This is a genomic window from Paraburkholderia sp. (assembly GCF_047605525.1).
Taxonomy (GTDB): Bacteria; Pseudomonadota; Gammaproteobacteria; order Burkholderiales; family Burkholderiaceae; genus Paraburkholderia.
This window is the reverse complement of the sequence record NZ_JASGFN010000030.1, coordinates 43,306-70,185: the sequence shown is the minus strand read 5'-3', so window position 1 is coordinate 70,185 and position 26,880 is coordinate 43,306. Positions and strand designations below refer to the sequence as shown.

General features: G+C 66.5%; 18 protein-coding genes and 1 pseudogene. 6 read left to right on the top strand and 13 right to left on the bottom strand.

Going from position 1 to position 26,880, the window contains the following annotated elements:
* Window positions 1-5: 5 nt before the first annotated feature.
* The 3 genes from QM685_RS31820 (at window position 6) to QM685_RS31810 (ending at window position 1,592) form a co-directional block, all read left to right on the top strand.
* Window positions 6-659, top strand: a complete 654-nt coding sequence (locus tag QM685_RS31820; RefSeq protein WP_415122982.1) for a LysE/ArgO family amino acid transporter — start codon at window positions 6-8, stop codon at window positions 657-659.
* 104 nt (window positions 660-763) lie between these two features.
* Window positions 764-1,207: a diacylglycerol kinase gene (locus QM685_RS31815; RefSeq protein ID WP_415122980.1), complete on the top strand. Its 444-nt coding sequence runs from the start codon at window positions 764-766 to the stop codon at window positions 1,205-1,207.
* A gap of 223 nt (window positions 1,208-1,430) precedes the next feature.
* Entirely contained in the window at window positions 1,431-1,592 is a 162-nt protein-coding gene (locus QM685_RS31810; RefSeq protein ID WP_233829259.1) for a DUF1328 family protein, read from the top strand.
* A 185-nt stretch (window positions 1,593-1,777) separates the two neighbouring features.
* Here QM685_RS31810 and QM685_RS31805 read toward each other — a convergent pair whose 3' ends face one another.
* The 8 genes from QM685_RS31805 to QM685_RS31770 all read right to left on the bottom strand — a co-directional run bounded on the left by QM685_RS31805 (window position 1,778) and on the right by QM685_RS31770 (window position 17,452).
* Complete coding sequence (locus tag QM685_RS31805) at window positions 1,778-2,410, bottom strand: GNAT family N-acetyltransferase (RefSeq protein ID WP_415122978.1); 633 nt, start codon at window positions 2,408-2,410, stop codon at window positions 1,778-1,780.
* Window positions 2,411-2,500: 90 nt separating this feature from the next.
* Entirely contained in the window at window positions 2,501-3,052 is a 552-nt protein-coding gene (rfbC, locus tag QM685_RS31800) for a dTDP-4-dehydrorhamnose 3,5-epimerase (RefSeq protein ID WP_415122976.1), read from the bottom strand.
* 115 nt (window positions 3,053-3,167) lie between these two features.
* On the bottom strand, window positions 3,168-4,160 hold the full coding sequence (locus QM685_RS31795) for a GlxA family transcriptional regulator (RefSeq protein WP_415122974.1): 993 nt from the start codon (window positions 4,158-4,160) through the stop codon (window positions 3,168-3,170).
* Window positions 4,161-4,900: 740 nt separating this feature from the next.
* The gene (gene uvrA / locus QM685_RS31790) at window positions 4,901-10,873 is read right to left on the bottom strand and encodes an excinuclease ABC subunit UvrA (protein ID WP_415122972.1); all 5,973 of its coding nucleotides are present in this window, start codon (window positions 10,871-10,873) and stop codon (window positions 4,901-4,903) included.
* Window positions 10,874-11,203: 330 nt separating this feature from the next.
* Window positions 11,204-12,718: an amino acid racemase gene (locus QM685_RS31785; protein WP_415122970.1), complete on the bottom strand. Its 1,515-nt coding sequence runs from the start codon at window positions 12,716-12,718 to the stop codon at window positions 11,204-11,206.
* Between the two features lie 246 nt (window positions 12,719-12,964).
* Window positions 12,965-14,290, bottom strand: a complete 1,326-nt coding sequence (locus QM685_RS31780) for an MFS transporter (protein WP_415122968.1) — start codon at window positions 14,288-14,290, stop codon at window positions 12,965-12,967.
* A 112-nt stretch (window positions 14,291-14,402) separates the two neighbouring features.
* The gene (locus QM685_RS31775; RefSeq protein ID WP_415122966.1) at window positions 14,403-15,689 is read right to left on the bottom strand and encodes a CaiB/BaiF CoA transferase family protein; all 1,287 of its coding nucleotides are present in this window, start codon (window positions 15,687-15,689) and stop codon (window positions 14,403-14,405) included.
* On the bottom strand, window positions 15,686-17,452 hold the full coding sequence (locus tag QM685_RS31770) for an acyl-CoA dehydrogenase family protein (RefSeq protein ID WP_415122964.1): 1,767 nt from the start codon (window positions 17,450-17,452) through the stop codon (window positions 15,686-15,688). The genes QM685_RS31775 and QM685_RS31770 overlap by 4 nt, the downstream gene beginning before the upstream one ends.
* A gap of 109 nt (window positions 17,453-17,561) precedes the next feature.
* Here QM685_RS31770 and QM685_RS31765 point away from each other — a divergent pair, with 109 nt between their 5' ends.
* A complete protein-coding gene (locus QM685_RS31765) occupies window positions 17,562-18,488 on the top strand; it encodes a LysR family transcriptional regulator (protein WP_415122962.1) in 927 nt (308 codons plus the stop codon).
* Between the two features lie 89 nt (window positions 18,489-18,577).
* On the opposite strand, the gene QM685_RS31760 is transcribed toward QM685_RS31765, so the two are convergent.
* From QM685_RS31760 to QM685_RS31750, 3 genes are all read right to left on the bottom strand, one after another.
* A complete protein-coding gene (locus QM685_RS31760; RefSeq protein WP_415122960.1) occupies window positions 18,578-19,603 on the bottom strand; it encodes an aldo/keto reductase in 1,026 nt (341 codons plus the stop codon).
* Between the two features lie 92 nt (window positions 19,604-19,695).
* Window positions 19,696-21,453, bottom strand: coding sequence for a tetratricopeptide repeat protein (locus QM685_RS31755; protein ID WP_415122958.1), 1,758 nt, complete (start codon window positions 21,451-21,453; stop codon window positions 19,696-19,698).
* Between the two features lie 246 nt (window positions 21,454-21,699).
* Entirely contained in the window at window positions 21,700-22,272 is a 573-nt protein-coding gene (locus QM685_RS31750; RefSeq protein ID WP_415122956.1) for a DUF4142 domain-containing protein, read from the bottom strand.
* A 372-nt stretch (window positions 22,273-22,644) separates the two neighbouring features.
* Here QM685_RS31750 and QM685_RS31745 point away from each other — a divergent pair.
* Window positions 22,645-23,563, top strand: a pseudogene (locus tag QM685_RS31745) (chemotaxis protein).
* A gap of 54 nt (window positions 23,564-23,617) precedes the next feature.
* On the opposite strand, the gene QM685_RS31740 reads toward QM685_RS31745, so the two are convergent.
* On the bottom strand, window positions 23,618-24,715 hold the full coding sequence (locus QM685_RS31740) for an asparaginase (protein WP_415122954.1): 1,098 nt from the start codon (window positions 24,713-24,715) through the stop codon (window positions 23,618-23,620).
* A gap of 73 nt (window positions 24,716-24,788) precedes the next feature.
* Window positions 24,789-25,799 (bottom strand): LysR family transcriptional regulator, encoded by a 1,011-nt coding sequence (locus QM685_RS31735; RefSeq protein WP_415122952.1) that lies wholly within the window; start codon window positions 25,797-25,799, stop codon window positions 24,789-24,791.
* A gap of 163 nt (window positions 25,800-25,962) precedes the next feature.
* On the opposite strand from QM685_RS31735, the gene QM685_RS31730 reads away from it, so the two are divergent.
* Complete coding sequence (locus QM685_RS31730; RefSeq protein WP_415122950.1) at window positions 25,963-26,874, top strand: DMT family transporter; 912 nt, start codon at window positions 25,963-25,965, stop codon at window positions 26,872-26,874.
* Window positions 26,875-26,880 lie beyond the last annotated feature (6 nt).

Genomic DNA, 26,880 nt, shown 5'->3' with positions numbered 1-26,880 from the left:
GTTTCATGAACTGGCTGTCCAACTGGCCGTCTTTTTCCCACGGCGCCGCGCTGTGCGCGTCGCTGATCGTGACGATCGGCGCGCAGAACGCCTTCGTGCTGCGTCAGGGCATCATGCGCTCGCATGTCGGCAAGATCGTGCTGCTGTGCACGCTGTCGGATTTCATTCTGATCGGCGCGGGCGTCGGCGGCGCCTCGGTGCTGATGGAGCGCTACCCGACCTTCGTTCACGCGATGCTGTATGTCGGGCTCGCGTATCTCGCCTGGTTCGGCGTGAGCGCGCTGCGCCGCGCGCTGCAGCCGGGTCATGCGGTGCTCGATGGCGCGGCCGATGGCGATGCGAACCATGCGGCGGGCGGCACGCCGCCCGTGCAACGCGCATTGCCGATCGTGCTGATGACGCTCGCGTTCACGTGGCTCAATCCGCACGTGTATCTGGATACGTTCCTGCTGATCGGCACCGCCGGCGCGCGTGAACCGGAAGGCGCGCGGCTCGCGTTCGCGCTGGGCGCGATGACGGTCAGCGCGGTCTGGTTCGTCGCGCTCGGTTACGGCGCGCGCATGCTGGCGCCGCTGTTTCGCCGCGCGAGCGCGTGGCGCGTGCTCGACGGCGCGATCGGCAGCATGGTGTTGCTGCTGGCGGTGACGCAGTTGCGTTGACGCTGCACGCGGTCCATCATGCGTCATGATGCGCAAAGCGCCTGACGGCGCGGCATGAGTTCAGACAGATTTCATGCGGCCGCGCTGTTCACGCTTTCCCGACCATGAGCAATCCCACCGAGTCCTCCTCCCCCGCACCTTCCCTGGAACCTTCCCCGGCCTCGCCAGGCGCAAAACGCAGCGGTCCTCTGCGCGCGCTGTTCGCGTTGCGGCACTCGTGCAATGGAATCGTCGCGACGCTGCGCGCGGAAAGCGCGTTCCGTCAGGAAGCGCTGCTCGCGGCGATCCTCGTGCCTGTCGCGTTGATCGTGCCGGTAGAGGCGCTCGCGCGCGTGCTGCTGATCGCGTCGGTGCTGCTCGTGCTGCTGGTGGAATTGCTGAATTCGGCGATCGAGGCGATCATCGACCGGATTTCGCTCGAGCAGCACGAGTTGTCGAAGCGCGCGAAAGATTGCGGCAGCGCGGCGGTGACCATCGCGCTGCTGATCTGCGCGTTGACATGGGGCGTGCTGTGCGGGCCGCTGGCGTATCACTGGCTGCGCGGGTGAGGGGCCCCGGGCCTCTACGGCGTCCGTGCTATCCGTGTGGTTCGTTGCGTGTGCAAATGTCAGCGTGGCGCGAGGCTCCCTGGTGGAGATTGCCATGACGGTGGCACACCTATTGCTGAATCCCGCTCGCCGGCACCTCATCCGTGAAGGCGCATGAAGACCCGGCAAGCCACGACGGGTCGCCGTCCCAACATCATTTCAACGATCCACCGGTGGAGGCACCATGCTTCGATACGCTGTCATTTTTTTCATCATCGCCATCATCGCCGCGGTGTTCGGTTTTGGCGGCATCGCCGCGGGCGCAACCGAAATCGCGAAGATACTGTTCTTCATCTTTATCGTGATCTTCCTCGTCACCCTGCTGATGGGCGTGATTCGACGTTGACCGTTGCACGCGAGCCTGTGCATCCCGGCGTTGATCCGGACCACAGGCTCGCGGCGCCCAGGTGGATCCCTGCCCGCCCGATGCGTTCGGCAACACTACGTTGCAATACCTGCCACACCGTCTTGCAATAGTTGCCGATGCATCGGCTCTTCCGACAACAGCGGAACCCGCATCCAGCGCGGCAATCAGGCCGCGTGCGCGATCGGCGGCGTCGCGCGCAGACGCCGCGACCAGTTCGCGAGCGTACGCGCCGCGACCGGCGGCTTGCTCAGAATCGCGCTGTCGTAGCGCTTGTCCTCGAAGTGCGTGAAATCGACGATGCGAAACCCTTGCCCGCGATAGAACGCGACCAGATGCGCGGCCGGCTGCGGCGTGTCGAGCGCGAGTTCCGCATAGCCGCGCGTCGCGGCCCAGTGCTCGGCGAACGCGATCAGCAGCGTGCCGATGCCGCGCGCCTGCCATGTGGGCTCGACCGCGAATTGCCGCAAGCTCGCGACGTCCTCATGCCGGTACAGTTCGCACGATGCCAGGGGATCCGAAGCGTACAGCGTCATCGTGCCGACCATGCGGCCTTCGCATACGGCCACGTAGCAATCGCCGCGGGTCGCGCGCTCACGCGTCGTCGCGACGGACTGGTCGACGCACGTGCAGTTGAGCCCCTGCGCGCCGAGCGGCGCGAACGCGCGGTGCAGCAGCGCCGTCAACGCGACGAACGAATCGCGCGACGCATCGAAGCGGCGCAATTCGACATGGCCGGTGCCATGACAGACATAGTGGACAGGAACGGATTGCGGCTTGATCGCGCGACGACGCTTCACGTTGAGCACCTCGTACTAACAGGATGCCCGAAGTGTAGGTTTGGCCCGTGAGCGCCTCAAGAAAAAATGTCGTAAAAACTCACATGCCAATCACGAGATGTTTTCCGCCTCGTAGAGACGCCGGCCCGCCGCGTCCTTGCTGCCGAGAATCGGATCGAAGTCGATCGGCCACTCGATGCCGATGTCGGGATCGCACCAGAGGATGCAGCGCTCGAGCTCGGGAAACCAGTATTCGGTGGTCTTCCACACGCACTCGGCGACATCCGACAGCACGACGAAGCCGTGCGCGAATCCGGGTGGCACCCAGATCTGCCGCTGGTTCGCGTCGCTCAGATACTCGCCGCTCCACTTGCCGAAGTTCGGCGAATTGAGGCGCACGTCCACTGCGACGTCGAACACTTCGCCGCGCACCACGCGCAGCAGACGCCCCTGCGGGCGCTGCACCTGATAGTGCAGTCCGCGCAGTACGCCGCGCACCGCGCGCAAATGCCGGTCCTGCACGAAGTCGAAACCCGACGCGACGTCGTCCGCAAACTCGTCGGCGCTGAAGCTCTCGAAGCAGAAGCCGAACTCGTCGGCAAACACTTCCGGTTCGACGAGTTTCACCTCCGGCAATGCCGTCGCCATGACCTTGTTGCCCATCGCCACTGTGCTCGTAAGAAGGCTGGCCAGCGAAGATGCGGCCGCCCGCGCGGCCGCGTTCAACGGACGACGCCCGCCGCCGCGGGCGCCCGCGTATGCATGCTATGGAGTCATGCTACGCCTCGGTGGCCGCCCGGCTGCGGGCGCGATATTCGGTGGGCGACAGCGCCATGCGCTTGCGGAAGATCTTCGCCAGACGATCGCCGTTGCCGGTACCGCTGCGGCGCGCGATCTTGTCGACCGGCAGTTCGGTCTCGGTCAGGAAGTTACACGCGATACGCAGGCGCACCTGCAACAGATAGTCGGACGGCGTGACCTGCATCTCGTGCTTGAAGCGGCGCAGGAAATTGCGCTCGCTCATCGCGGCAACCTGCGCGGCGTCGGCCACCGACACCGGACGGTCGCAGTTCGCCTCCATCCAGCGCGCGGCCGCGCGGATTTTCTCCGCGACGCTGAGCGTGCCGCCCTCGGCCGGCAGCGGCACCCACGTCGCGGCCATGCCGGGCATCACGCGGTCGGCGACGCTGCGCGCGAGTTCGGCGCCGAGATCGCGCTTGATGAACATCAGCGCGCTGCGCGCGCAGTCGTTGCGGTCGTTGGCCGCGCTGAACGCGCCTTCGCTCGCGGTGGCGCCCGGATAGCGGTTCATCAGACCGTCGTGCTCGGTCGGGCCGGCCGCTTCGAGCACGAGCCGGCCCTCGCCGATCGTCTCGATTGCCCGCGTGCGCGATTGCACCGCGCGCAGCCAGTTGAGCAGCCGTTCGTCGCGCGCCGCCGTGAGCGCGCCGGAGCCCCCCGCGATAAACAGTACGTCGAAGCCGGCGCCGAAACGCGTGTCGATCCGCTCGGTCCAGATGCGTGCCGACGACGAACTCATGACGTTGCCGCCGTCCATCGACAGGAACTGCACCTCGTACGGTGGATCTTCGCCGGCGCGCGTGCCCGCGAGCTCATTCGCGCTCTGGAACATCTCGACCACGGTGCCGGGGCCAAGCAGCCAGAAGCCGTCGAACAGCAGGATGCCGATTCGCCGCGCTGCAGTACGGACGCTCAAGGACGGCGTATGGAGCCACGTAATTCTCGCGGTATCAAGGTGCATGTGCGGCATGATCTTTCCTCAAACGGTCATACGTTGTGGACCCCGATGCCCCGTAACCAGACGGAACGAAACAATGAATTATTACGGCTGAAACCGCAGCCAACGCCGCTTAAATGATTAAGCGTGATGTTAGCGGAATGGCCCGCTATAGTAAATTTGAAAAACGGATTTCATCACGAACGCCAATGTATGAAGAAAAGCGTTATTGCGAGTTTGATATGACGTCGCCGCCGGGCCTGGCGGACTGGCGCGACGTCAGTTGAAGACGCTTTCGATAGTTTAGCCCAGAGCCTTTACAGAAGCCTCTCACAGGCATTCGCCCGGAATTTCCGATAATGCGAAGTTTTCTGATTCACGCACATCAGCCTCTTCCCGCCGCTTCAAAAAATGTTTCAGATATGAACGATAAAACACACTGATAATGCCCTTCAATCCGGAATTTTATTCGCAAAGCGGGAATTTACCGGCTCGGGCAATAGATCCTTTCGACACATATCGGGATCGTCGGAAATTAATATTTCAATGCGGTTTTATCGCGCGTCTAAAAATGTTTCTATATTGAAACAACCCCGATTTAATTCGTATGAATTAAGCGGGCGGGACGGCCCTGTCATTGAGCGGAGTGCAGCGCAGCAAAACCGGCAGATGTTGATACAAGTGGGGGTGGGCCGGAGCCCCCCGCAAACGCAAAACGGCGCGGTCCTGCCGCACCGTTTAACCCGAATCGCTCACTCGCCGAAGGACGCTCGTCAGCCGTTCGTCCCCTCGCCGGCCAGCATCGCGATATTTTGAGTGCGCGCGAGCACCGGCCTCAACGCCGCGCCCGTATGACTCGCGGCGACCCGCGACAGCCCCTCGGGATCCGTCGCCGCGACGATCGCGCCGCCGCCCACGCCGCCCTCCGGACCGAGGTCGATGATCCAGTCCGCCTCGGCAATCACGTCGAGATCGTGCTCGATGACGACGACGCTATGGCCGCCATCGACGAGACGATGCAGCACGCGAATCAGCTTCGCGACATCCGCCATATGCAGGCCGACCGTCGGTTCGTCGAGCACGTACAGCGTATGCGGCGATTTCTGGCCGCGCCGCGTGAGGTCGTCGCGCACCTTGCTCAGTTCGGTGACGAGCTTGATGCGCTGCGCCTCGCCTCCCGACAGCGTCGGCGACGGCTGGCCGAGCGTCAGATAGCCGAGCCCGACGTCCTTCATCAGTTGCAACGGATGCGCGATGTTCGTGATCGGCGCGAAGAACTCGACTGCTTCGTCGATTTCCATCGTCAGCACGTCGCCGATGTTCTTGCCGCGCCACGTGACCGCCAGCGTCTCCGGATTGAAGCGCTGCCCATGACAGACGTCGCACGGCACCTTCACGTCGGGCAGGAAGCTCATGCCGATCGTGCGCACGCCCTGGCCCTCGCACGCGGGGCAACGGCCCTCGCCGGTGTTGAACGAGAAGCGCGACGCCGTGTAGCCGCGCGCGCGTGCCTCGAGCGTGCCCGCGAACAGCTTGCGGATCGCGTCCCACACGCCGATGTAGGTGGCGGGACACGAACGCGGCGTCTTGCCGATCGGCGTCTGGTCGACTTCGAGCACACGGTCGATGCTTTCCCAGCCGGTGATCGAATCGCAGCCTTGCCAGACATGCGTGACGTTCAGCGGCGCGCGCGGCGCCGAACGCGCGAGCACGCTCGAACGGCGGTTCGCGGCCGGCTTTTCCGCGGCCGCGGCGCGCGCGCGCCGCGTGGCCGGCGACGACAGCACCGAGCGCCCGACCGCATCGAGCAGATTGGTCATCAGCACGTCGCGCGCGAGCGTCGACTTGCCCGAGCCGCTGACGCCCGTCACCGCAACGAGCCGCGCCAGCGGAATGCCGACCGTCACGTTGCGCAGATTGTGCAGCTTGCCGCCATGCACGGTCAGCCAGTTCTCCGGCACCGCGGCCGCGCGCTTGCCCGGCGCGACCACTGCGCGGCGCGGCTGCAGCGGATGCACGATCGGCTGCGCGAGGAAGCGCCCGGTCAGCGAATCGGGCTGCGCGGACAGATCGGCGACACTGCCCTGCGCGACCAGCGAGCCGCCGCGCTTGCCCGCGCCCGGCCCGATGTCGATGATGTGATCGGCGCGCCGGATCGTGTCCTCGTCGTGTTCGACGACGACCAGCGTATTGCCCTTCTCGCCGAGCTTGCGCAACGCGCTCAGCAAAATCTGGTTGTCGCGCGGATGCAGACCGATGGTCGGCTCGTCGAGCACATAGCAGACGCCTTGCAGATTGCTGCCGAGCTGCGCGGCGAGCCGGATGCGCTGCGCTTCGCCGCCCGACAGGCTCGGCGCCGCGCGATCCAGACTCAGATAGCCGAGCCCGACCTCTTCGAGGAACTGCAGGCGGCTGCCGATTTCGCTGACCACGTCGCGCGCGATTTCGGCGTCGCGGCCGGTCATTGCGAGCGTGTCGATCCACGCGCGCGTGTCGGACACGGTCCATTGCGCGACGTCGACGATCGCGTGGGAATCGAACGTGACCGCGCGCGCGACCGGATTCAGCCGGGTGCCCGCGCAATCCGGACACGGTTCGTCGGCCAGCCCTTCCGGCTCCTGCTCCTCCGAAGGCAAACTCTGTTCGCGGCCGCGATCGTCGTCGACGACGATCGTGTCGTCGTACGCGGCGCGCTGTTCGCGCGTGAGCAACAGCCCCGTCCCGACGCAGCTCGTGCACCAACCGTGCTTGCTGTTGTACGAGAACATGCGCGGGTCGAGTTCGGGATAGCTGGTGCCGCATACCGGGCACGCGCGCTTCGTGGACAGCACCTTCACTTCGCCGAGCTTCGCGGTGGAGCGGCCGCCGTTGATCGCATCGTGCAGGCCGTCGAGCGGCGCGAGCAGATGCATGACGCCCTTGCCGATGTCGAGCGCCTGATCGAGCGCCGCGCGCAATTCGGCCTCGTGATCCGGCGACACGACGAGGTCCGCCACCGGCAGTTCGATCGTGTGTTCACGGAAACGGTCGAGCTTTGGCCACGGGGCGACCGGCACGAACTCGCCATCGACGCGCAGATGCGTATTGCCGCGCGCCTTCGCCCATTTCGCGAGATCCGTATAGACGCCCTTGCGGTTCACGACGAGCGGCGCGAGGAAGCCGACATGCTGGCCCTTGTGATCGCGCAGCAACTGCGCCGCGATCGATTCGACGCTTTGCGACGTGACCGGCGTGCCGTCGTGAACGCAATGCTGCAAACCGAGCTTCACGTACAGCAGACGCAGGAAGTGCCACACCTCGGAGGTGGTCGCGACGGTACTCTTGCGGCCGCCGCGCGAGAGCCGCTGCTCGATCGCGACGGTCGGCGGAATGCCGTACACCGCGTCGACCTCGGGGCGTCCCGCCGGCTGCACGATCGAGCGCGCATACGCGTTCAGCGATTCGAGATAACGCCGCTGCCCTTCGTGAAACAGGATGTCGAATGCGAGCGTCGATTTGCCCGAGCCCGACACGCCGGTGATCACGTTGAACCTGCCGTGCGGAATGTCGACGTCCAGCGCCTTCAGGTTGTGCTCGCGCGCGTTGACGATGCGCACCACGTCTTCGCCCTCGACCGCGCGGCGCGCGCGCGCCGCGCTCAGCGCCTTCTGCAGCGGGATGCCTTGCGACGCGGGTTCCTCGACGCCGCTGGCCGCGGCGGCGCCGCTCATCGCGTCCATCGCGCGGTCGTATTGCAGCAGCGCCTCGCCGGTATGCGAGCCGGCGCATGCCTTGACGTCATCCGGCGTGCCCGCGCACAGCACCAGGCCGCCGCCGTCGCCGCCTTCGGGACCGAGGTCGATCAGCCAGTCGGCCGCGCGGATCACGTCGAGATTGTGTTCGATCACGATCAGCGAATGACCGCTCGCGAGCAGTTTGCCGAACGCCTGCATCAGCTTCGCGATGTCGTCGAAATGCAGACCCGTGGTCGGCTCGTCGAACATGAACAGACGCTTCGGGACGCTGTTCTGCTTCGCGCCGCGCGTACCGCGCGCCTGCGCCGATTCCGCGAGAAAACCCGCGAGCTTGAGCCGCTGCGCTTCGCCACCCGACAGCGTCGGCACCGGCTGGCCGAGCTTCACATACTCGAGCCCGACGTCGATGATCGGCTGCAGCACGCGCAATACCTCGGCGTCGTTCGCAAAGTATGAAGCGGCCTCGCTGACGGTCAATTCGAGCACGTCGGCGATGGAAAGCGCGCGCGCGGGTTCGCCACGCTCGATCTTCACTTCGAGCAGTTCCGCGCGATAACGGCGGCCGTCGCAATCGGGGCAGCGCAGATACACGTCGGAGAGGAACTGCATTTCGATGTGTTCGAAGCCCGAGCCGCCGCAGGTCGGGCAGCGGCCGTCGCCGGAGTTGAAGCTGAACATGCCGGGGCCGTAGCCGCGCTGCTGCGCGAGCGGCGCTTTCGCGAACAGCTTGCGGATCTCGTCGAACGCGCCGACGTAGCTGGCCGGATTCGAACGCGCGGTCTTGCCGATCGGCGACTGATCGACGAACACGACGTCGGTGACCTGGTCGGCGCCGGTGAGGCTGCGGAACGCCCCCGGCGACTCGGTGGCGAGGCCGAAGTGGCGCGCCATCGCCGGATACAGCACGTCCTGCAGCAGCGTCGATTTGCCGGAGCCCGACACGCCCGTCACGCAGACGAGCCGCTGCAATGGAATTTCTACCGTGACGTCGCGCAGATTGTGCTCGCTCACGCCCTCGAGCACGATGCGCGGCGTGTTCGCATCGACCGGACGGCGCGACCAGTGCGCGGCATCCGCGACGTGGCGCCGACCGCCGAGATATTCGCCGGTCAGCGTACCGGACGAACGGATCGCCTCGGGCGCGCCGTCGAAAATGATCGAGCCGCCGCGCTCGCCCGGTCCCGGCCCCATGTCGATCAAACGGTCGGCCGCCAGCATCACCGACGGATCGTGCTCGACCACCACCAGCGTATTGCCCGCGTCGCGCAGCCGGTGCATGGCTTCGACGATGCGGTTCAGGTCGCGCGGATGCAGGCCGATGCTCGGCTCGTCGAGCACGAACAGCGTCTTGGTCAGCGACGTGCCGAGCGCGGTGGTCAGGTTGATGCGCTGCACCTCGCCGCCCGACAGCGTGCGGCTTTGCCGGTCGAGCGTCAGATAGCCGAGGCCGACGTCGCACAGATACTTGAGGCGCGTGCGCACCTCGGCGAGCAGCAGTTTCAGCGCGTCGTCGAGCAACGTGCCCGGCAGCGTGATGTCGTCGAAGAAATGGCGGATGCGCTCGATCGGCATCAGCATCAGGTCGTGCACGGTCAGACCCGGCAATGCTTCGAGCTGCGCGCGCGACCACTCGACGCCGCGCGGCATGAAGCGTTGCGCGGGCGCCAGCACGTCGTTCGCGTTCGCGTGGCTGCCGAGGCGCCACAGCAGCGATTCGGTTTTCAGGCGCGCGCCGCCGCAGGTTTCGCACGGCGTATAGCTGCGGTACTTCGACAGCAGCACGCGGATATGCATCTTGTACGCCTTCGATTCGAGATATTCGAAGAAGCGCTTGACCCCGTACCAATGCGTCTGCCACTTGCCGTTCCAGTCCGGCGAACCGTTGATGACCCAGTGGCGCTCGGCGTCGCTCAGTTCGCCCCACGGCGTGTCGCGGCGGATGTCGGCTTTCGCCGCGTAGCGCATCAGATCGTCCTGACACTCCTTCCAGGCCGGCGTCTGCATCGGCTTGACCGCGCCTTCACGCAGCGTCTTGCGCGCGTCGGGAATCACCAGCCCCAGATCGACGCCGATCACGCGGCCGAACCCGCGGCAGACGTCGCACGCGCCATAGGCGGAGTTGAACGAGAACAGCGCCGGCTGCGGGTCCGCGTAACGCAGATCGCTTTCGGGGCTGTGCAGACCGGTGGAGAAGCGCCAGATCCGCGGCTCGGCGGTCGGCCCTTGCGATTCGTCCGACGCGGCCGGCAGCACGTAAATGTTCACGCGGCCGCCGCCGCGCTTGAGCGACGCCTCGATCGCCTCGATCACGCGCGGCTTGTCGACCGAGCGCAGCCGGAAGCGGTCGGCCACGACGTCGAGCAGCTTGCGCTTGCCGGTCGGCGAATCGACTTCGCGCTGCGCCTGCACCCGCGTGTAGCCGCTCGCCGACAGCCACTGCTCGACCTCCTGCTCGGACGCCGACTCGGGCAACTCGACCGGGAACGTGACGACGAGCCGCGGCTCGTCCTGCGCGGTGCGCTCGAGCAGTTCCGCGTAGATCGTCTCCGGCGTGTCGTGACGCACCGGCTGCGCGGTCTTGCGGTCGAACAGCTCGGCCGCGCGCGCGTACAGCAGCTTCAGGTGATCGTTGAGCTCGGTCATCGTGCCGACCGTGGAGCGCGAGCTGCGCACCGGGTTGGTCTGGTCGATCGCGATGGCGGGCGGCACACCGTCCACGCGGTCGACCTGCGGCCGGTCCATGCGGTCGAGGAACTGGCGGGCGTAGGCGCTGAAGGTTTCGACGTAGCGGCGCTGCCCTTCCGCGTACAGCGTGTCGAACACGAGGCTCGACTTGCCCGAGCCGGACGGCCCGGTGACGACCGTCATTTCGCCGGTATGGACGTCGAGGTCGACGTTCTTCAGGTTGTGCTGGCGCGCGCCGCGAATGCGGATCGTGCCTTTGGTTTTGCCGGGGGCTTGGCCGGCGGTTGCGCCAGGGATGGAGTCAGGGGTTACGTCGTTGGAGGACAATTTTTCCGACCGTCTGAAGGAGTGGGCCACCTCTCACGGCCGGCTCGCGACCGCGCAAGTTTGGTGCAGCCGGGACGGCGCCTCGCCGGCGCTTCCTCGCGGCTTCGCGCGGAGCCGGCGTGAAAGCCATGCGATGCGCCGCAAGCCTGGTTGCAACGGGATACTATACTGTATGTTTATACAGTTTTCCATGACGCGCGCAGGCGTGCTTTGGGGACTTGAGGGATAGAAGGGTGAGCGGAAGACGGGAGTTGCACGCGGGACGGCGACCCTGAAACCTCACGGGACGCGACGACGACTACGAGAAAGCGGAATCCCCCGCGAAGCAACCTAGCCGAGCGCGCTCTCCACGCGCGAACGCCCCGCCGCCGGCGCCGCCGCGCACTCCACCGCCGCTTCCCGCGCGCCGCGATCGCCAAGCGCATACGCGACGCAGCGCCTCGCCAGCACCTCGGTCGGATCGACGACCCGCAGCACACGCCCGCCCGGGCACGCAATCACGGCATCGCGCAGCAACAGCGGCAGCTCGGTACACGCGAGCACGATCACCTGCACGCCCCGCGCGACGAGATCGTCGACCGCCGCCGCAAGGTCGTCGCAGCATTCGCCCGACGTGAAACCCGCCTTCGCGCCCCGCGGTCCGTAGATCGCGTTCATCAGACGCGCCTGCGCGGGCGCGGACGGCGCGATCTGCGCGAGGCCACACGCCTCGAGCGCCTTCTCGTAGACCCGGCTCGCGAGCGTGCCCGAAGTCGCCAGCACGCCCACTTCGCGCAGCCCCGGAAAGCTCTCGCGCAGATAATCGGCGGTACAGGTCAGCATATTGACGATCGGCACGCGCAGCGCCGGCTGGATCCGCTCGACGAACGCATGCGCGGTATTGCACGGAATCGCGATCAGATCCGCGCCGCTGTCCTCGAGCGTTCTGCACGCGGCGTAGAGCGCGAGTGTCGGGTCGTCGCCCTTGCCGAGCAGCGCCTCGGTGCGGTCCGGAATCTGCGGGTTCTGCTCGACGATCACCTTGATATGGTCCTGATCGCGCGCGGCCGGCGTGTTGCGCACGAGCTTGTCCATGAAATCGACGGTGGCGGCCGGCCCGATGCCGCCGACCACGCCCAGCCGGAACTGCCGTTCCGGCTGCACGTACCGTGCCGCCGCGACGTAGCGCGCGTAGACCTGGTTCGCGTCGACGAGAGGCACCCCGACGCGTCCGAGCGCGCGCAGCACGAGGCCGATTTCCGCGAGCCCCGGCACGATCACGTCGACGCCCTGCGCGACCAGGTCCGCGCACGCCGCGCGCAGCAGCTCGACCGGCCGACCGTAGAGGCGGCCGCTCCGGATGCCCTCTTCGCCATAGACGGCGCTCGTCACGCAGTCGAAGCCCGTGTCGTTGCGCGGATAGCAGACGTCGAACGGGCCGCTCCCGAAGTAGCGTTCGAACAGACCGTTCGCGCGAATCGCCGCCGACGTCAGCACGCCGATGCGCCGCGCCGACGGATACGCGCGCCGCACGTGCGCGGACAGCGCGGTCATGATGTTGGCGACCGGCACGGCGACATTCGCCGCGAGTTCGTCGATGAAGGTATGGCTCAGAAAGCACGGCAGCACGATCGCATCGACACCGCGTTTTTCGAACGCGCGAATCGTGTCGAACACATGGATCTTGAAGCGCGGGTCGGTGGCCTCGGGCATGGCCGGCCCCTGCCACGCGCGCGGCTCGAGAATCAGATCGAAGGGGCACGCCGCGCCGGGCCGGCGCGAGGCCACGCTGATCCGGCCAAGGATGTCGGCGCTGGCGAACTGCGCCGCGCCGGTCGCCACACCCAGCGAACGAAACCGATTCATGATGAGATCCCCCGTCTTCCTGTCCTTCCGCCCCGATGACGGGCGGCTTGCCGCGCGCTTGAGGATGACATTATGTGACGCGGGAATGTCGTGGGGTTAACCACGAAAAAAACATTCCTTAACCCCATAACGACAGAAGCCGAACGACAAAAGCGGCGCGGACAGCCCGAGCCGCCCCGCCGCTTTTGCAACCTGCCCGTTCGGGTGGTCCGGGCAACTCAGTTCACTCCCGCCACCCGCCCGGCCTCAAGCGGCCTCCGCCACTCCCGTCGCCATGCCGCGCTTGCGGCGCTCGAGCGTGCCGATACACACCAGCGACACGCCGGCGAGGCACGTATAGAACACGGCCAGCGGCCACCACGCGCCCGGATACCGATGCGCGAGCAAGGTGCCGATCAGCGGCGTCAAACCACCCGCCAGCGCCGCGCACACCTGATACGACAGCGAAATCGCCGAATAACGGGTGCGCACCGGAAACGCGGTCGACATGAAGCCCGCCATCACCGCATACGAGCTCGACATGCACATCACCGCGAGCGCGATACCGACGACGATCGCCACCGGCCGCCCGGTCGACACCAGCGCGAACATCGGATACGGCGACAGCATCGCCAGCGCCGCCGCGCCCTTCAGGAAGCGTCCGGTGCCGATGCGCTGCGCGAACCAGCCCGAGCCGAGCTGCGTGAACAACTGGATGAACGCGACGATGAACAGGCAATCGAGAATCAGCGAACGGTCGAGGCCGAGTGTCTGCGTCGTGTAATTGAGCATGAACGTGTTGACGAACCACGCACCGGCCACGCCGATCACGTTCGCGCCGAGGCACAGCAGCACGGTGCACCACGCGTCGCGCAGCACTTCGGCGACCGGCAGCGTCGCCACGCGGCGCTTTTCCTTCAGCTCGCTGAATTCCGGCGATTCGCCGACGCCCGCGCGAATCAGCAGACCGACCAGCAGCAGCACCGCGCTCGCGAGAAACGGCAGACGCCAGCCCCATTCGAGAAACGCATCCTTGTCCATCGACGCGACCGCGCGAAACGCGAGCAGCGACAGGATCAGGCCCGCCGGGCTGCCGAGCTGCGCGAACGACGCGAAGAACGTGCGCTGGTTGCGCGGCGCGTGCTCGCTCGCCATCAGCACCGCGCCGCCCCACTCGCCGCCGATCGCGATGCCCTGCGCGACGCGCAGCAGCACGAGCAGAACCGGCGCCATCACGCCCGCGCTCGCATAAGTCGGCAGAAAACCGATGCCGACCGTGCCCACGCCCATGATGGCGAGCGTCGCCACCAGCGCTTTCTTGCGGCCGATGCGGTCGCCCAGGTGGCCGAACACGAGGCCGCCGAACGGCCGCGCGAAGAAGCCGACCGCGAACGTGCCGAACGACGCGAGCGTCGCGAAGAACGGATCGCTGCCCGGGAAGAACAGCTTGCCGAAGATCAGCGCGGACGCGGTCGCGTAGATGTAAAAGTCGTACCACTCGATCGTGGTGCCGACAAACGCGGCGGCGGCCGCGCGCGTGGGTTGCGCCGAGTGTTGCCGCGGAGCGGCGTGGTCGTCTGACTCGCGATGCATGTCGATGTCTCCTGTGTCGACCCGCGCAAGAGGATTGCCGGGTCCTGCTTCTGGATGGCGCGGCTTCTGCGTGCCGTCGCCGGAAAACCGCCTCGCCGGCTGCCGCGACGCGTCAGGTCTTGAGCGCGTCCGCGTCCGCTTCGGCTTCGGCTTCGAGCGGCGTCGTGTCGCCTCGCGTGGCCGACTTCAACACCCCCGCTTCGAACAGACGCTGCTGCGTATCCGCATCGATACCGAGCGCGTCGAGCACGTCGCGCGTGTCGGCGCCGAGCGTCGGCGGCGCGCTGCGATAGGTGGCCGGCGTGCGCGACAGCTTGATCGGCGACGCGGTGCCGCGGTACTCGCCCAGCTCGATCACCATCCGGCGATGCAGCGTATGCGGATGCTTCGCAACCACGTCGACGGTTTGCACCGGCCCGCACGGCACGCCGCGCCGGATCAGCTCCTGCGCAAGCGGCTCGCAGTCGTGTTGCGCGAGCAGGCTTTCGAGCGCCGCCTTCAGCGGCTCGCGATGTCCGCAGCGGCTGCGGTTGTCGGCGAAACGCGGATCGTCGGCGAGTTCGGGCGCGCCGAGATGCGCGCACAGCTTCGCGAACTGCCGGTCGTTGCCGACCGCGAGAAAGATCGGCGCGGTCGCGGTGCGGTAGCTGTCGTACGGCGTGATGTTCGGATGCGCGTTGCCGGTGCGCCGCGGCGTGCGGCCCGAGCCGAAATAGTTCGGCAGATGCGGATGCAGCAGCGACACGCCGCAGTCGTACAGCGCAATATCGATCGACTGGCCGCGCCCGCTCTTCGCGCGCTCGGCGAGCGCGAGCAGGATGCCGGCAAGCGCATTGAGGCCGGTGACCATATCGACGACCGGCAGGCCAACGCGTGTCGCCGGACCATCACGTTCGCCGTTCACGCTCATCAGGCCGGTCATCGCCTGGATCGCGGCGTCGTAGCCGGGCAAACCGCCGAGCGGACCGTCGGGGCCGAAGCCCGACACCGCGCAATGGATCAGCTTCGGAAAGCGCTCGCGCAGCACGCCTTCGTAGTCCATCCCCCAGCGCTTCAGCGTGCCGGGCTTGAAGTTTTCAACCAGCACGTCGGCGTCTTCGAGCAGCTTCCACAGGATCGCGCGACCCTCGTCGCGCGACAGGTCGACCGCGATGCCCTGCTTGTTGCGGTTCACGCCCGCGAAATACCACGCGGTGTCGCCGTGGAACGGCGGCCCCCAGCCACGCGTTTCGTCGCCGTCGGGCGGTTCGAGCTTGACCACCTGGGCGCCGTGATCGGCGAGCGCCTGCGTGCAGTACGGGCCGCCGAGCACGCGGCTCAGGTCGACTACCCGGATGCCTTGCAGCGCGCCGTGGCAGCCGTGCTGGCGCTGAGTCGCGTAATTCGTGGCGGCGCTCATTGCATGCTCCCGGCCGGCAGCAACCGCAGCGCCTGTTCGAGCGTGACCGGGCGGTCGTTGACGAGCGCGTCGATCACGTCGGCTTCGTCGTCCGGGCCGCGCGGGTCGAGCGGATCGGATGGCAACAGCTTGTGCCGCACCACGAGGTGCGCGAGCGCCAGACGCCGATAATCGGGTCCGAGGCGCGCGCCTTCGCAGGCCATCAGTACCGCGGTGCTCGCGTGATACAGCGCCGAGCCCGCCTGGCGCACCCATTCGTCGCGGCCCGAATCGGCGACGCCCGCCAGCGCGTCGCATGCGCGCGTGACGATCCCGCGCAGCAGCGCGAGACTGCCGGCCGGCAAACCGGCCGCGCCGAGCAGATCCTGCAGATACGCGCGCAGCGGCTCGAGCGCGCCGTCGCGCTTCGCGGCCCGCGCGATGTCGAGCGCGACGATGTTGCTGGTGCCTTCCCAGATCGAGCCGAGGTGCGCGTCGCGCACGAGCCGCGCGTCGCTCCATTCCTCGATATAGCCGGTGCCGCCGCGCACTTCCATCGCGTCGCCGGTCACGCGCCGCGCGTCGCGGCATGCGCGGAACTTGATCAGCGGCGTGAGGATGCGCACGCACTTCGCGGCGTGGCGATCGCCCGCATCGGCTTGCTGCAGCAGCAGCGCGATGCGCATGAACATCGAGCGCGCCTGTTCGGCCGGCAGCATCATCTTCAGCAACTGGCGCTGCATCAGCGGCATCGCGATCAGCTTGCGGCCGAACGCCTCGCGATTGCGCGCGATATGCAGCGCCTCGGTCAGCGCGCGGCGCATCAGGCCCGCGGCGCGCACGCCGTTCGACAGCCGCGACATGTTGATCATGTCGGCCATCTGATGAAAGCCGCGCCCCACTTCGCCGATCAGATACGCGCGCGCGCCTTCCAGCGCGATCTCGCCGCTCGCCATCGAGCGGCTGCCCAGCTTGTCCTTCAGACGGATGATCCGGTAGCTGTTGCGCGAGCCGTCCGGCAGCGTCTTCGGCAGCAGGAACAGGCCCAGGCCGTTGATGCCGTGCGGCGCGCCGTCGGGCCGCGCGAGCACCATCGCGAGATCGGCGTCGGCGTTCGAGCAGAACCATTTGTCGCCGTACAGGCGCCACTGTTCTTCGCCGTTCGCGGCGCTTTCGAGCACTGCGCGCGTCGCGATGCGCGCGACGTCGGAACCCGCCGCCTGCTCGGTCATGAACATCGCGCCCTGGTACAGCGTGTCGAAATCGCGCGATGCGAGCATCGGCAGGAAACGCGCGACCAGTTCCGGCGCGCCGAACTTGCGCAGCGTACGCGTCAGCGAATCGGTCATGCTGACCGGGCAGCACAGACCGAATTCGGCCTGCACGAACAGGAAGGTCAGCGCGTATTTGACGAGCGGCGGCGGCGTTGTTTCGCCGTCGCGGGCGGCGTGGCTCATCGACGCGAGGCCCAGTTCCGCATAGGCGACGCGTTCGAGCGCGACGTAGTCGGGATGCTTGTCGATGCTTTGCAGCGCTTCGCCGCGGCGCGTGCGATGCCGCAAGGTCGGCGGGTTTTTGTCCGCGGAGAGCGCCCACAGGTCGAGTTCGTCCGACGCGCGCTGGCCGAGCGAGACAAACTGGCTTTCGAGTTCGCCGTAGAGCGTGTCGCCGAGATGGAGCCTCAGCAGGCGCGCGAAGTCGGGATCGCTGGAGAAGAAGTTGATGCCGCGGCTATCGGGAATGTTGGACGAGCCGTGGGCCGGCTGTTCGACGGTTTCGCTCATGCTTGTCTCCTTTTGTGGAAAGCAGCATAGAAGCGGCTTCGATAATCGTCTAATACAACTTATATCCGGTACGATAGACACAGCTTATCGATGACATACGGAGACGGCGATGGATCTGAAGCAATTGCGCTATTTCATGGCGGTCGCCGAGGAACTGCATTTCGGGCGCGCGGCGAAACGGCTCTTTATTTCGCAGCCCGCGCTCAGTTTCGACATCCGCAAGTTCGAGGAGCAGTTGGGCGTGCAGTTGCTCGCCCGCACCAACAAGTCGGTCTCGCTGACCAACGCGGGCCAGGTGCTGCTCGGTGAGGCGCGCCGGCTGCTCCTGCAGGCGAGCGAGGCCGAGCGCATCACGGTGCGCTCCGCGCACGGCCTCGCGGGCCGTCTGCGGATCGGCTTCGTGAACTCGATGCTGTATCGCGGCATGCCGCAGGCGGTGAGCCGCTTCGAGGCCGATCATCCGGGCGTCGAGATCGTGCTGAAGGAGATGAATACGAGCGAGCAGGTGCATGCGATCCAGCGCATGCAGATCGACATGGGCTACGCGCATTGGGGCAATTTCCCGTCGGACGTAATTTCGACGACGGTGTTTTCGGAGCCGTTCCTGTGCTGCCTGCCGGCCGATCATCCGCTCGCGCGCAAGCGTAAGGTCGATCTGCGCGCGCTTGCGCAGGAGCCGTTCATCCTGTTTCCGCGCACCGTGTCGCCGCATTATCACGATCTGATCATCGCGCAGTGCGTGAGCGCCGGTTTCAGTCCGCTGATCCGTCACGAGGCGCGCTTGTGGCAGACCGTCGTCACGATGGTCGGCTTCGGCATGGGTGTCGCGCTCGTGCCGTACACATTGCGGCAGCTACGCGATCCGCGCGTCTGTTTTCTGCCGCTCAATGGAGAGACGCTGCGCTCGGAGGTGTTGCTGCTGCGGCGCGGCGGCGACGCGGAGCCGGTGGCGGACAGGTTTATCGAGTATTTGCGCGATGCGGGGGATGCGGCGCGGAGAACGCAGCGTGCGCATTCGGCCGCGCGTTCGGTGTGAACGTTCATTCAGTATGAGCGCGCCGCCGTCGCGCCCCGCCTGGATCAGGCCATCAGATCGAGCCCGCGCACGACCTGACCTGCCTCCGCTCACACCGCCTTCGGATTACGCTCCGCAAACCCTTCCTGATGCCAGTATGGATACGCGGGCCGCACGGCGCTCGCCGCGTCGAGCGTGGCGATCTGCCCGGGCGTCAGGTTCCAGCCGGCCGCGCCGAGGTTCTGCCGCAACTGCTCCTCGTTGCGCGCGCCGATCAGCACGGTCGACACCGTCGGCCGTTGCAGCAGCCAGTTCAGCGCGATCTGCGACACGGTCTTGCCGGTTTCGGCGGCGACTTCGTCGAGCGCGTCGAGCACGCGGAACAGATACTCATCCGACACCGGCGGCCCCATGTCGGCGGTCTTGTGCAGCCGGCTCGTCTCGGGCAGCGGCTGGCCGCGCCTGAGCTTGCCGGTCAGCCGGCCCCAGCCGAGCGGACTCCACACCACCGCGCCGACGCCCTGGTCGATGCCGAGCGGCATCAGCTCCCATTCGTAATCGCGGCCGATCAGCGAGTAGTAAGTCTGATTCGCGACGTAGCGCGGATAGCCGTAGCGGTCCGCGATGTCCTGCGATTTCATCAGATGCCAGCCGGAGAAATTCGACACGCCGGTATAGCGGATCTTGCCCGCGCGCACGAGGTCGTCGAGCGTGGACAGCACTTCGGCGATCGGTGTCTTCGCGTCGAAGCCGTGCAACTGGAACAGGTCGATGTAATCGGTTTGCAGGCGCCTGAGCGCCGCGTCGACCGCCTGGATCAGATGGAAACGCGATGAGCCGACCCCGTTCGGGCCATCGTCGAACCGGAAGGTCGCCTTCGTCGAAATGATCGCCTTGTCGCGCTTACCCTTCAGCGCCTCACCGAGCACGGATTCCGACGCGCCCTTCGAATAGATGTCGGCGGTGTCGAACATCGTGACGCCCGCGTCGAAGCAGATGTCGATCAGGCGTCGCGCTTCGGCGACGTCGGTCGCGCCCCACGCCTCGAAAAACTCGCCCTTGCCGCCGAACGTGCCGGTACCGAAACTGAGCACCGGCACCTTGAAACCCGATGCACCCAGATGTCTGTATTCCATTGCAGGATCTCCGTGGCGTAGCCGTCGATAAACGGACGTTCAGTCTACGCGCGTCGGCGAAAACGCGTCGGCGAGCGAACACGTGAACGGAGCTACATGCCGCCGGCATGCGACGCGCTCAAGCCGGCCAGTGCATCGCGCGCCGCGTCGATCACGCTGTCCCAATCGCCGAGCGCCGGTTGTCTGAACAGACGCGCGCGCGGATACCACGGCGTGTCGGTGCGCTCGAGCATCCAGCGCCAGCAGGTGTCGAAGCGGTTCAGAATCCAGACCGGTTTATCGAGCGCGCCGGCCAGATGCGCGGTGGACGTATCGACCGAAATCACCAGATCGAGATTGGCGACGAGCGCGGCCGTGTCGGCGAAATCGCGCAGCAGGTCCGTGTGATCGACGACGCGCTCGCGCTGCGTGCTCTCCATGAGTTGCCGCGCGGCGATGCCCTTCTGCACGCTGAAAAAGCGCACGTTCGGCACGTCGAGCAACGGTGCGAAACGCTCGAACGCCATCGAGCGGCGCGCGTCGATCTTGCGCAACTCCGCGACGTGCGCGCGGTTCTCGCCGGCCCATACGAGGCCCACTTTCAGTTGCCGGCTTAGTTGCCGGTTTCTCGTATCCACATTCGCATCGATGTCGGCGTCGAGACGTTCGCGCCATTCGTTCACGGCTGCCTCGTCGGCGAAAAGATAAGGCACCGTCGACGGAATGCTCGCCTCGTCGGTTCTGAACGCAAGCGGCAAACTCATCAGCGGACAATGGCAATCGAAAGGCGGCAGCGGCTGCCCCGCTTCGATCAACTGGTCGACGCCTTCGAGCGTCGACAGCAGCCGCAGCAGCGCAGCCGGTACTTCGAGCACGACCTTCGCGCCGCGCTTCGCGACGAGCGCCGCATAGCGGCAGAACTGCAGCGTGTCGCCGAGACCCTGCTCCGCGTGCAGCAGGATCGTCTTGCCGTCGAGCGGAAAATCGCCGAGCCACAACGGCTGCGCGAATTCGCGCCTGCTCGCCTTGATGCGGCTGCGCGCCCAGCGCCATTCGTATTCGCGCCAGCCTGTCTCGAAGCGCCCCATCTGCAACAGACATAGTGCCTGATTCCAGTGCGTTTCCGCCGCCGCGGGATCGAGCGCAAGCGCGCGCCCGTAACTCGACAATGCGTGCTCGCGCTGGTTCAGGTCGACCTGCGCGAGACCGAGGTTATTCCATGCGTCGACGAACGCGGGGGCCAGTTCCAGCGCGCGCCGGTAGCTGCGCTCCGCTTCGTGCGGCCGGTTCAGATCGCCGAGCGCATTGCCGCGATTACTCCACGCATCGGGATAATTCGGCTGCAACGCGAGTGCGCGGTCGCAACTGTCGAGCGCCTCGGCATAACGGCCGAGATCGCGCAGCACGCACGCGCGATTGTTCCAGCTCACCGCGAATTCCGGCATGAGCGCGAGCGCGCGATCGAAGCTCGCGAGCGCATCGAGCGGCCGATTCAGCGCCGCCAGCGCATTGCCGCGGTTGTTCAACGCATCCGCGAATGTCGGCTGCAAGGCGAGCGCGCGATCGGCGCTGGCGAGCGCTTCGTCATGGCGCTGCAATGCGTTCAATGCGTAGGCGAGATTCGAATGCACGGCCGCCTGTTTCGCGTTGACCGCGAGCGCCTTCCTGAGCAGATCGACGCCCTCCTGCAAACGGCCGGTCTGCAACGCCAGTTCGCCGAGCCAGCGCAACGCGTCGACATGTCTGGGCTTGAGTTCGAGAATCTCGCGATAGAGCTCTTCCGCTTCGACGAGCGCGCCGTTGCGCTGAAGCGCGACGGCTTGCCGAAGCATGGCGTCCAACTGTTGCGGCAGACTGGCGGGCTTGCTCATGCGGTCGGTGATGGCGTACGCGGAAAATCATCAAGGCGGAATCGCGGCGCAGGTGTCGTGTGAAACACGGTGCGCGGCGAGACTGGAGAAGCGATCGATTATCGCCGAAAAGCCCGCATTCGAACTACCGTCGACGAGCGAAGAGAATCATGCAGTGCGTGGCCGCGGGAATGAGCGTTGCCGACCATGCCGGCATCACGCGCCGCGCCATCACGCAGGCGCGACGCATATCGAACGCAGCGCCGCTTACTGCGAGGCCACGGAAAGATGCTTGCGTCTGGCAAGATCCTGCGCCATCTCATAGTGCTGCTGGATCGTCGGCAACGCCTTCTTCGCGGCGTCCTTCAACTGGTCGTCGCGGCCCGACGCGATTTCCGCCTGGAATGCGGACAGCACTTTCTGCTCGTGCGCGAGCGCGACCTGCTCGATATACGTCTTGTCGAACTCCGCGCCACGCAGATTGTTGATGCTCGCGAGCACGGCCATATCGGGATCGTCCTTCGGCACGTCGACACCGCGCGGGCTTGCCGCGCGCAATGCATCGGTGATCTTCGCGTCATCGGTCGACACGCGTTCGGCGAATGCTTTCACGTCGCGATCCGAGGAACGCGCGGTCGCGATCCGCGCGGCATCGCGCTGCGTCGCGACGGCTTCCGTGCCGCTGGCGACGAACGTCTGGTCGGCGGCATGCAGGCGGCCTGTTTCAGCGGCGGCGGCAGCGGGAGTCTGAGCGCTGGCCACCGAGGCGACCGTCAGAAGGCCGCACATACATGCGGCAGCGGCGATTCTGGCGAGTGGGACGGAAGTCGGACAGATCATACGTTCTCCTTTGAGGTGGAAGCGAAACCGCAAACGTGTGCGCCGCGAACGAGCTTGCGGCCCGCTTGCGAGCGAGGCGCCACGCTTTCATCGCTGCCGATTCTAGAAGTCACGTCGCCGGGCAGGTGAAACGGTGCTGTCGCTTCTGTAACCTTAGGTAACCCTCATATGAATGCCTGCGTTTCTCCAACGCACACACGTGACACTCCTTCATCAAAGCCACCGCAAAGCGCTGAATTTTCCGCGAGCGGCGCCGATAACCCGTAGACGAGCCACGCGCCAGGGGCGAACGAAATAACGACATGGCGCACCTTTCGAATCGACATGCATCGACATGCACCGATGGCATCGCAACCCTGGAGACCGATTCCGATGGCAGACCAACACCGTGCCAATCACGAGCGCAACACCGAACGCAGCAGCCTGACGAGCTCGAACAGGTTCGAGCTGCTGCTGTACCGCCTCGGCTGCGTGCCGGGCAGCGACGCGCACGAACTGTATGGGATCAACGTGTTCAAGGTCCGCGAAATCTCGACGATGCCGACGGTCACGCCGATCGCCGGCTCGTCGCCGTTCGTGATGGGCGCGGTCGACATTCGCGGGCAGATCATCCCCGTGATCGATCTGCCGCGCCTGATGGGCTGCGAGCCCACGCGCGGCCTGAACATCCTGCTCGTCACCGAGTTCGCGCGTTCGACCCAGGCCTTCGCGGTCGAGGAAGTCGACGACATCGTGCGGCTCGAATGGAACCAGGTGCTGTCCGCCGGTGGCCCGGCGGGCGGCAAGCTCGTCACCGGCATCGCGCGCATCGACGGCAATACGGGCGACTCGCGGCTCGCGCAGGTGATCGACGTCGAGCAGGTGTTGCGCGACGTGTTTCCAGCGCAGCATCCGGGTGTCGACCCGGCATCGGTCGGCGCGGCGCTCGGCATCCGGCGCGGCGCGAAGATTCATGACGAAGACCGGCGAGGAAGCGTGGAACACGCTCCAGCAGGCCGCGCGTGAAGCGCAGCAGAACGGCGCGCGCACGAAGGACAGCATCGCGCTCGTGCTGACCGATCTCGAGATGCCGGAGATGGACGGCTTCATGCTGACGCGTCAGATCAAGGCCGATGACCGGATGCGCGATATTCCGGTGATCATCCATTCATCGCTGACGGGCGCGGCGAATGAAGCGCATGTGAAGAACGCCGGCGCGAACGGCTATGTCCCGAAGTTCGCGGCGGCCGAGCTGGCCGACGCGATCCGGAATGCGTTGGGCGGTATGCCGGTGAGAGGCGCCGCGGCTTGACCCCGGCCCCGATCGGAGTTCGAGGGCGTGGGATGGCGCTGCTTGAGCCGCCGCTTAACGATGCGCGGCGAGCTCGATCGAAAAACCCATACGGCCAATTTCGACGCCCATCGTATTGAGCCGCTTCGGCGCGTGAAAACCGTCGAGCTTCGCGCGTTGTTCGGGCGTTCCAAGTTCGAGCAACGCGAGTAGTTCGGCGCTCACCGCGTACAGCGCGGCAAGGTTGCCGTCCTCGATCTTCACCGCGATGCCGAGCGCGCCCTTCGCACCGAGGCGCGCGGTCTGTTGCGACGCGCGCACGCCGATCGCATAGCTGCCGTCCGCGCCGACCTTGCCGACCAGCGCGCCGCCGAACGCCCGCATCAGCAGCGTGCAGAAACGGCCCTCGCCTCCGACCAGTTCCGGGTAAGACGTCATCGCGCGATAGATTCGCGCGAGCGCGGCCGTGCGAGTGGTGACGGAGGGGGCCGCCGCCAGCCGCGCCGCCGCGACTTCATCCTGCGCGGCGGCGAGCTTCGCGAACAGACGCGCGAGCCGGTCCAGCGGAAAAGCCGGGGTCGGCAGATTGCAGCCGTCGATCGCCCATTGCACGCCGTCGTCCGGCAGATCGCAGACGCTCGCGACCGTCTGCTTCACGCGGATCTGCAACGGATGCTCAGGCAGTTCATAGCCGGCGAGCGCCGCGCCGATCGCATGCGCGCCGGCCAGCATGCCCGCGTGCTTGCCCGAGCAGTTGCTGCATACGCCGCCCGGCGTGAAGCCGCGCCGGATCCAGTCGACATGGACCGCATCGGACAACGGCGGATGGCCGCCGCAGCGCAGATCCGCTTCGCTCGCCTCAGCCTTCGCGAGCATGCCGCGCGTGCGTTCGATATGGCGCGGCTCGCTGCTGTGCGACGCGCACATCAACGCGAGATCGGCTTCGTCGAAACCGTAACGCTCGAGCGCGCCGGTTTCGAGCACCGCGAGCGCCTGGGCCGGCTTCGCGGCGGAACGCGCGAGCGTCATGCGCGCGGCGTCGCCGAACGAGTACAGCAGACGGCCGTCCGCATCGACGACAGCGATGTGCGCGAGATGCGTGTTCTCGACGGAAGCGCCGCGATAGATCGTCGCCGCGACCGGGGCGGCGTGGTGCATTTCGGGCTGGTTCATCGGTATTCTCCTCCTGTTCGCACGAGCGGGGCGTCGGCGTTCTGCCGCGGGTTTCTGTTGTGGGTGAGCGATTTTACGTGCGCTTTGCGCGTGCGTTCGTGGTCGCCTTCGCGCCTGCTTTTCTGTTTGCCGGATCGCGTGAAGAAGGCCGCGCTTGCACCGCGTCGAGTGCATCCGGAATATGCGCGGCCAGATAGTCGATCAACGCCCTCACCTTCGGCGGCAAAAAACGATTCGGCGGATACAGCAGCCATACCGAACCGACATAGGCGCGCACGTCGAGTTGCCAGTCCGCCAGCACCTCGATCAGTTCGCCGTTGCGCAGCGCAGGCGCGGCCGCGAACTCGGGCACGCAGGCAATGCCGAACCCCTGCTGCGCGGCCTCGAGCCGCGCGCCCGCATGATTGGCGACGTAGCGGCCCTTCACGTCGACACTCTGCGTTTCGGTGCCGCGCCGGAAACGCCAGCGGTTGTCGTCAACGGCTTCGCCGAGATAGATGCACGCGTGCTCGCGCAACTCGCGCGGCTGCGCGGGCGTGCCGCGCTCACGCAGGTAAGCCGGCGACGCCGCCAGCAGCCAGCGCACCGCGCCGAGCCGGCGCCCCGCGAGACCCGGCGGCGGATGCCCGGTCAGGCGAATCACGAGATCGACGTCTTCGGCGAGCGGATCGACGTCGTGATCGGTGAACAGGATCTGCAGATCGACCTCGTCATACGCGCGCAGAAAACCCGGCATCAGCGGATGAAGCACGGCCCGCGCGAATTGCGTCGGCGCGCTCACGCTGACCTTGCCTTGCGGCTTGCCGGCCAGTTGCCCGGCGGCATCGACCGCGCCCGACGCGGCGCTCACCATATCGCGGCAGAAACGCGCGACCTGCGCGCCCGATTCGGTGACGCGCACCGTGCGCGTCGAGCGTTCGAGCAGACGCGTCGCGAGCGCACCCTCGAGCCGCTTGATCTGCCGGCTCACGGTGGACGGCGTGCTGCCGAGCTGGCGCGCGGCCAGCGAAAAATTGCCGGCATCGACGACGCGCGCGAACACGGCCATGTCGGACAACAGCGCGAAAAGCTCTGAAGGGGTCATCGTGGCGGGCTCGGGGAAAAGAAAATCGATGGAATCGATTAGTGCGTTTGCGACATAAAAGCTGTGCGTGACGACCCAATTATCTTCTTCGACGCAAAGCTCGACAATAGCCGCTCGATCCGCGCCACGCGCACTACACGCTCTACTCACCCAAGGTCCCGCCATGTCGAAACAGGAACGTCTGCTGATGCTGTCCGATCTGATGCTGCTCGCCGTCGCCGCGGTGTGGGGCACCAGCTACGGCGTCGTGAAGAGCGCGCTCGCGTTTTATCCGGTGCTCGGTCTGCTCGCGCTGCGCTTCGGCATCACGTTCGTCATCCTCGCACCCGCGTTGCGTCATCTGCGTACCGCCAGCGCGCGCACGCTGCGCGGCGTGCTGACGGCGGGCGCACTGCTGCTCGGCATCTTCCTCGCCGAGACCTTCGGCATCCAGATGACGCGCGCGGCCAACGCCGCGTTTCTGATCAGCCTGTGCGTGGTGCTGACGCCGCTCGTCGAATGGCTCCTGCTCAGGCGCGCGCCGAGCCGCGTCGAATGGGCCGCGGTGATGCTGTCGCTGTTCGGCGCATGGCTGCTCGCCGGCAACGGCGCGTTGCGCTTCAATCCCGGCGATGCGCTGATCCTGCTCGCCGCGCTGCTGCGCGCGTTGACGGTCTGCGTGACCAAGCGCGTGATGCGCGATCCGGCGCTGCCGCCGTTGACGGTGACCGCGGTTCAGTCGGGTGTGGTGTCGGCCGGCAGCGCGGCGGTGGCATGGCTGTTCGCGCCGCAACAGTTACAGGCGCTGCCGGCGCCGAACGGACACGCGACGTTCTGGAGTTATGTCGCGTACCTGGTGCTCGCGTGCACGCTGTTCGCGTTCTTCGCGCAGAACTTCGCGATCAAGCGCAGCAGCCCGACGCGCGTATCGCTGCTGATGGGCAGCGAGCCGGCGTTCGGCGCGCTGTTCGCGTGCCTGTGGCTGGGGGAAAGGATTTCACCGACCGCGTGGGCGGGTGGCGGCTTGATCGTCGCGGCGTCGGTTCTGGCGACGGTACGGTGGAGCGCATGGCGCGCGAGCACCGCGCGGGCGTGAGTGGGG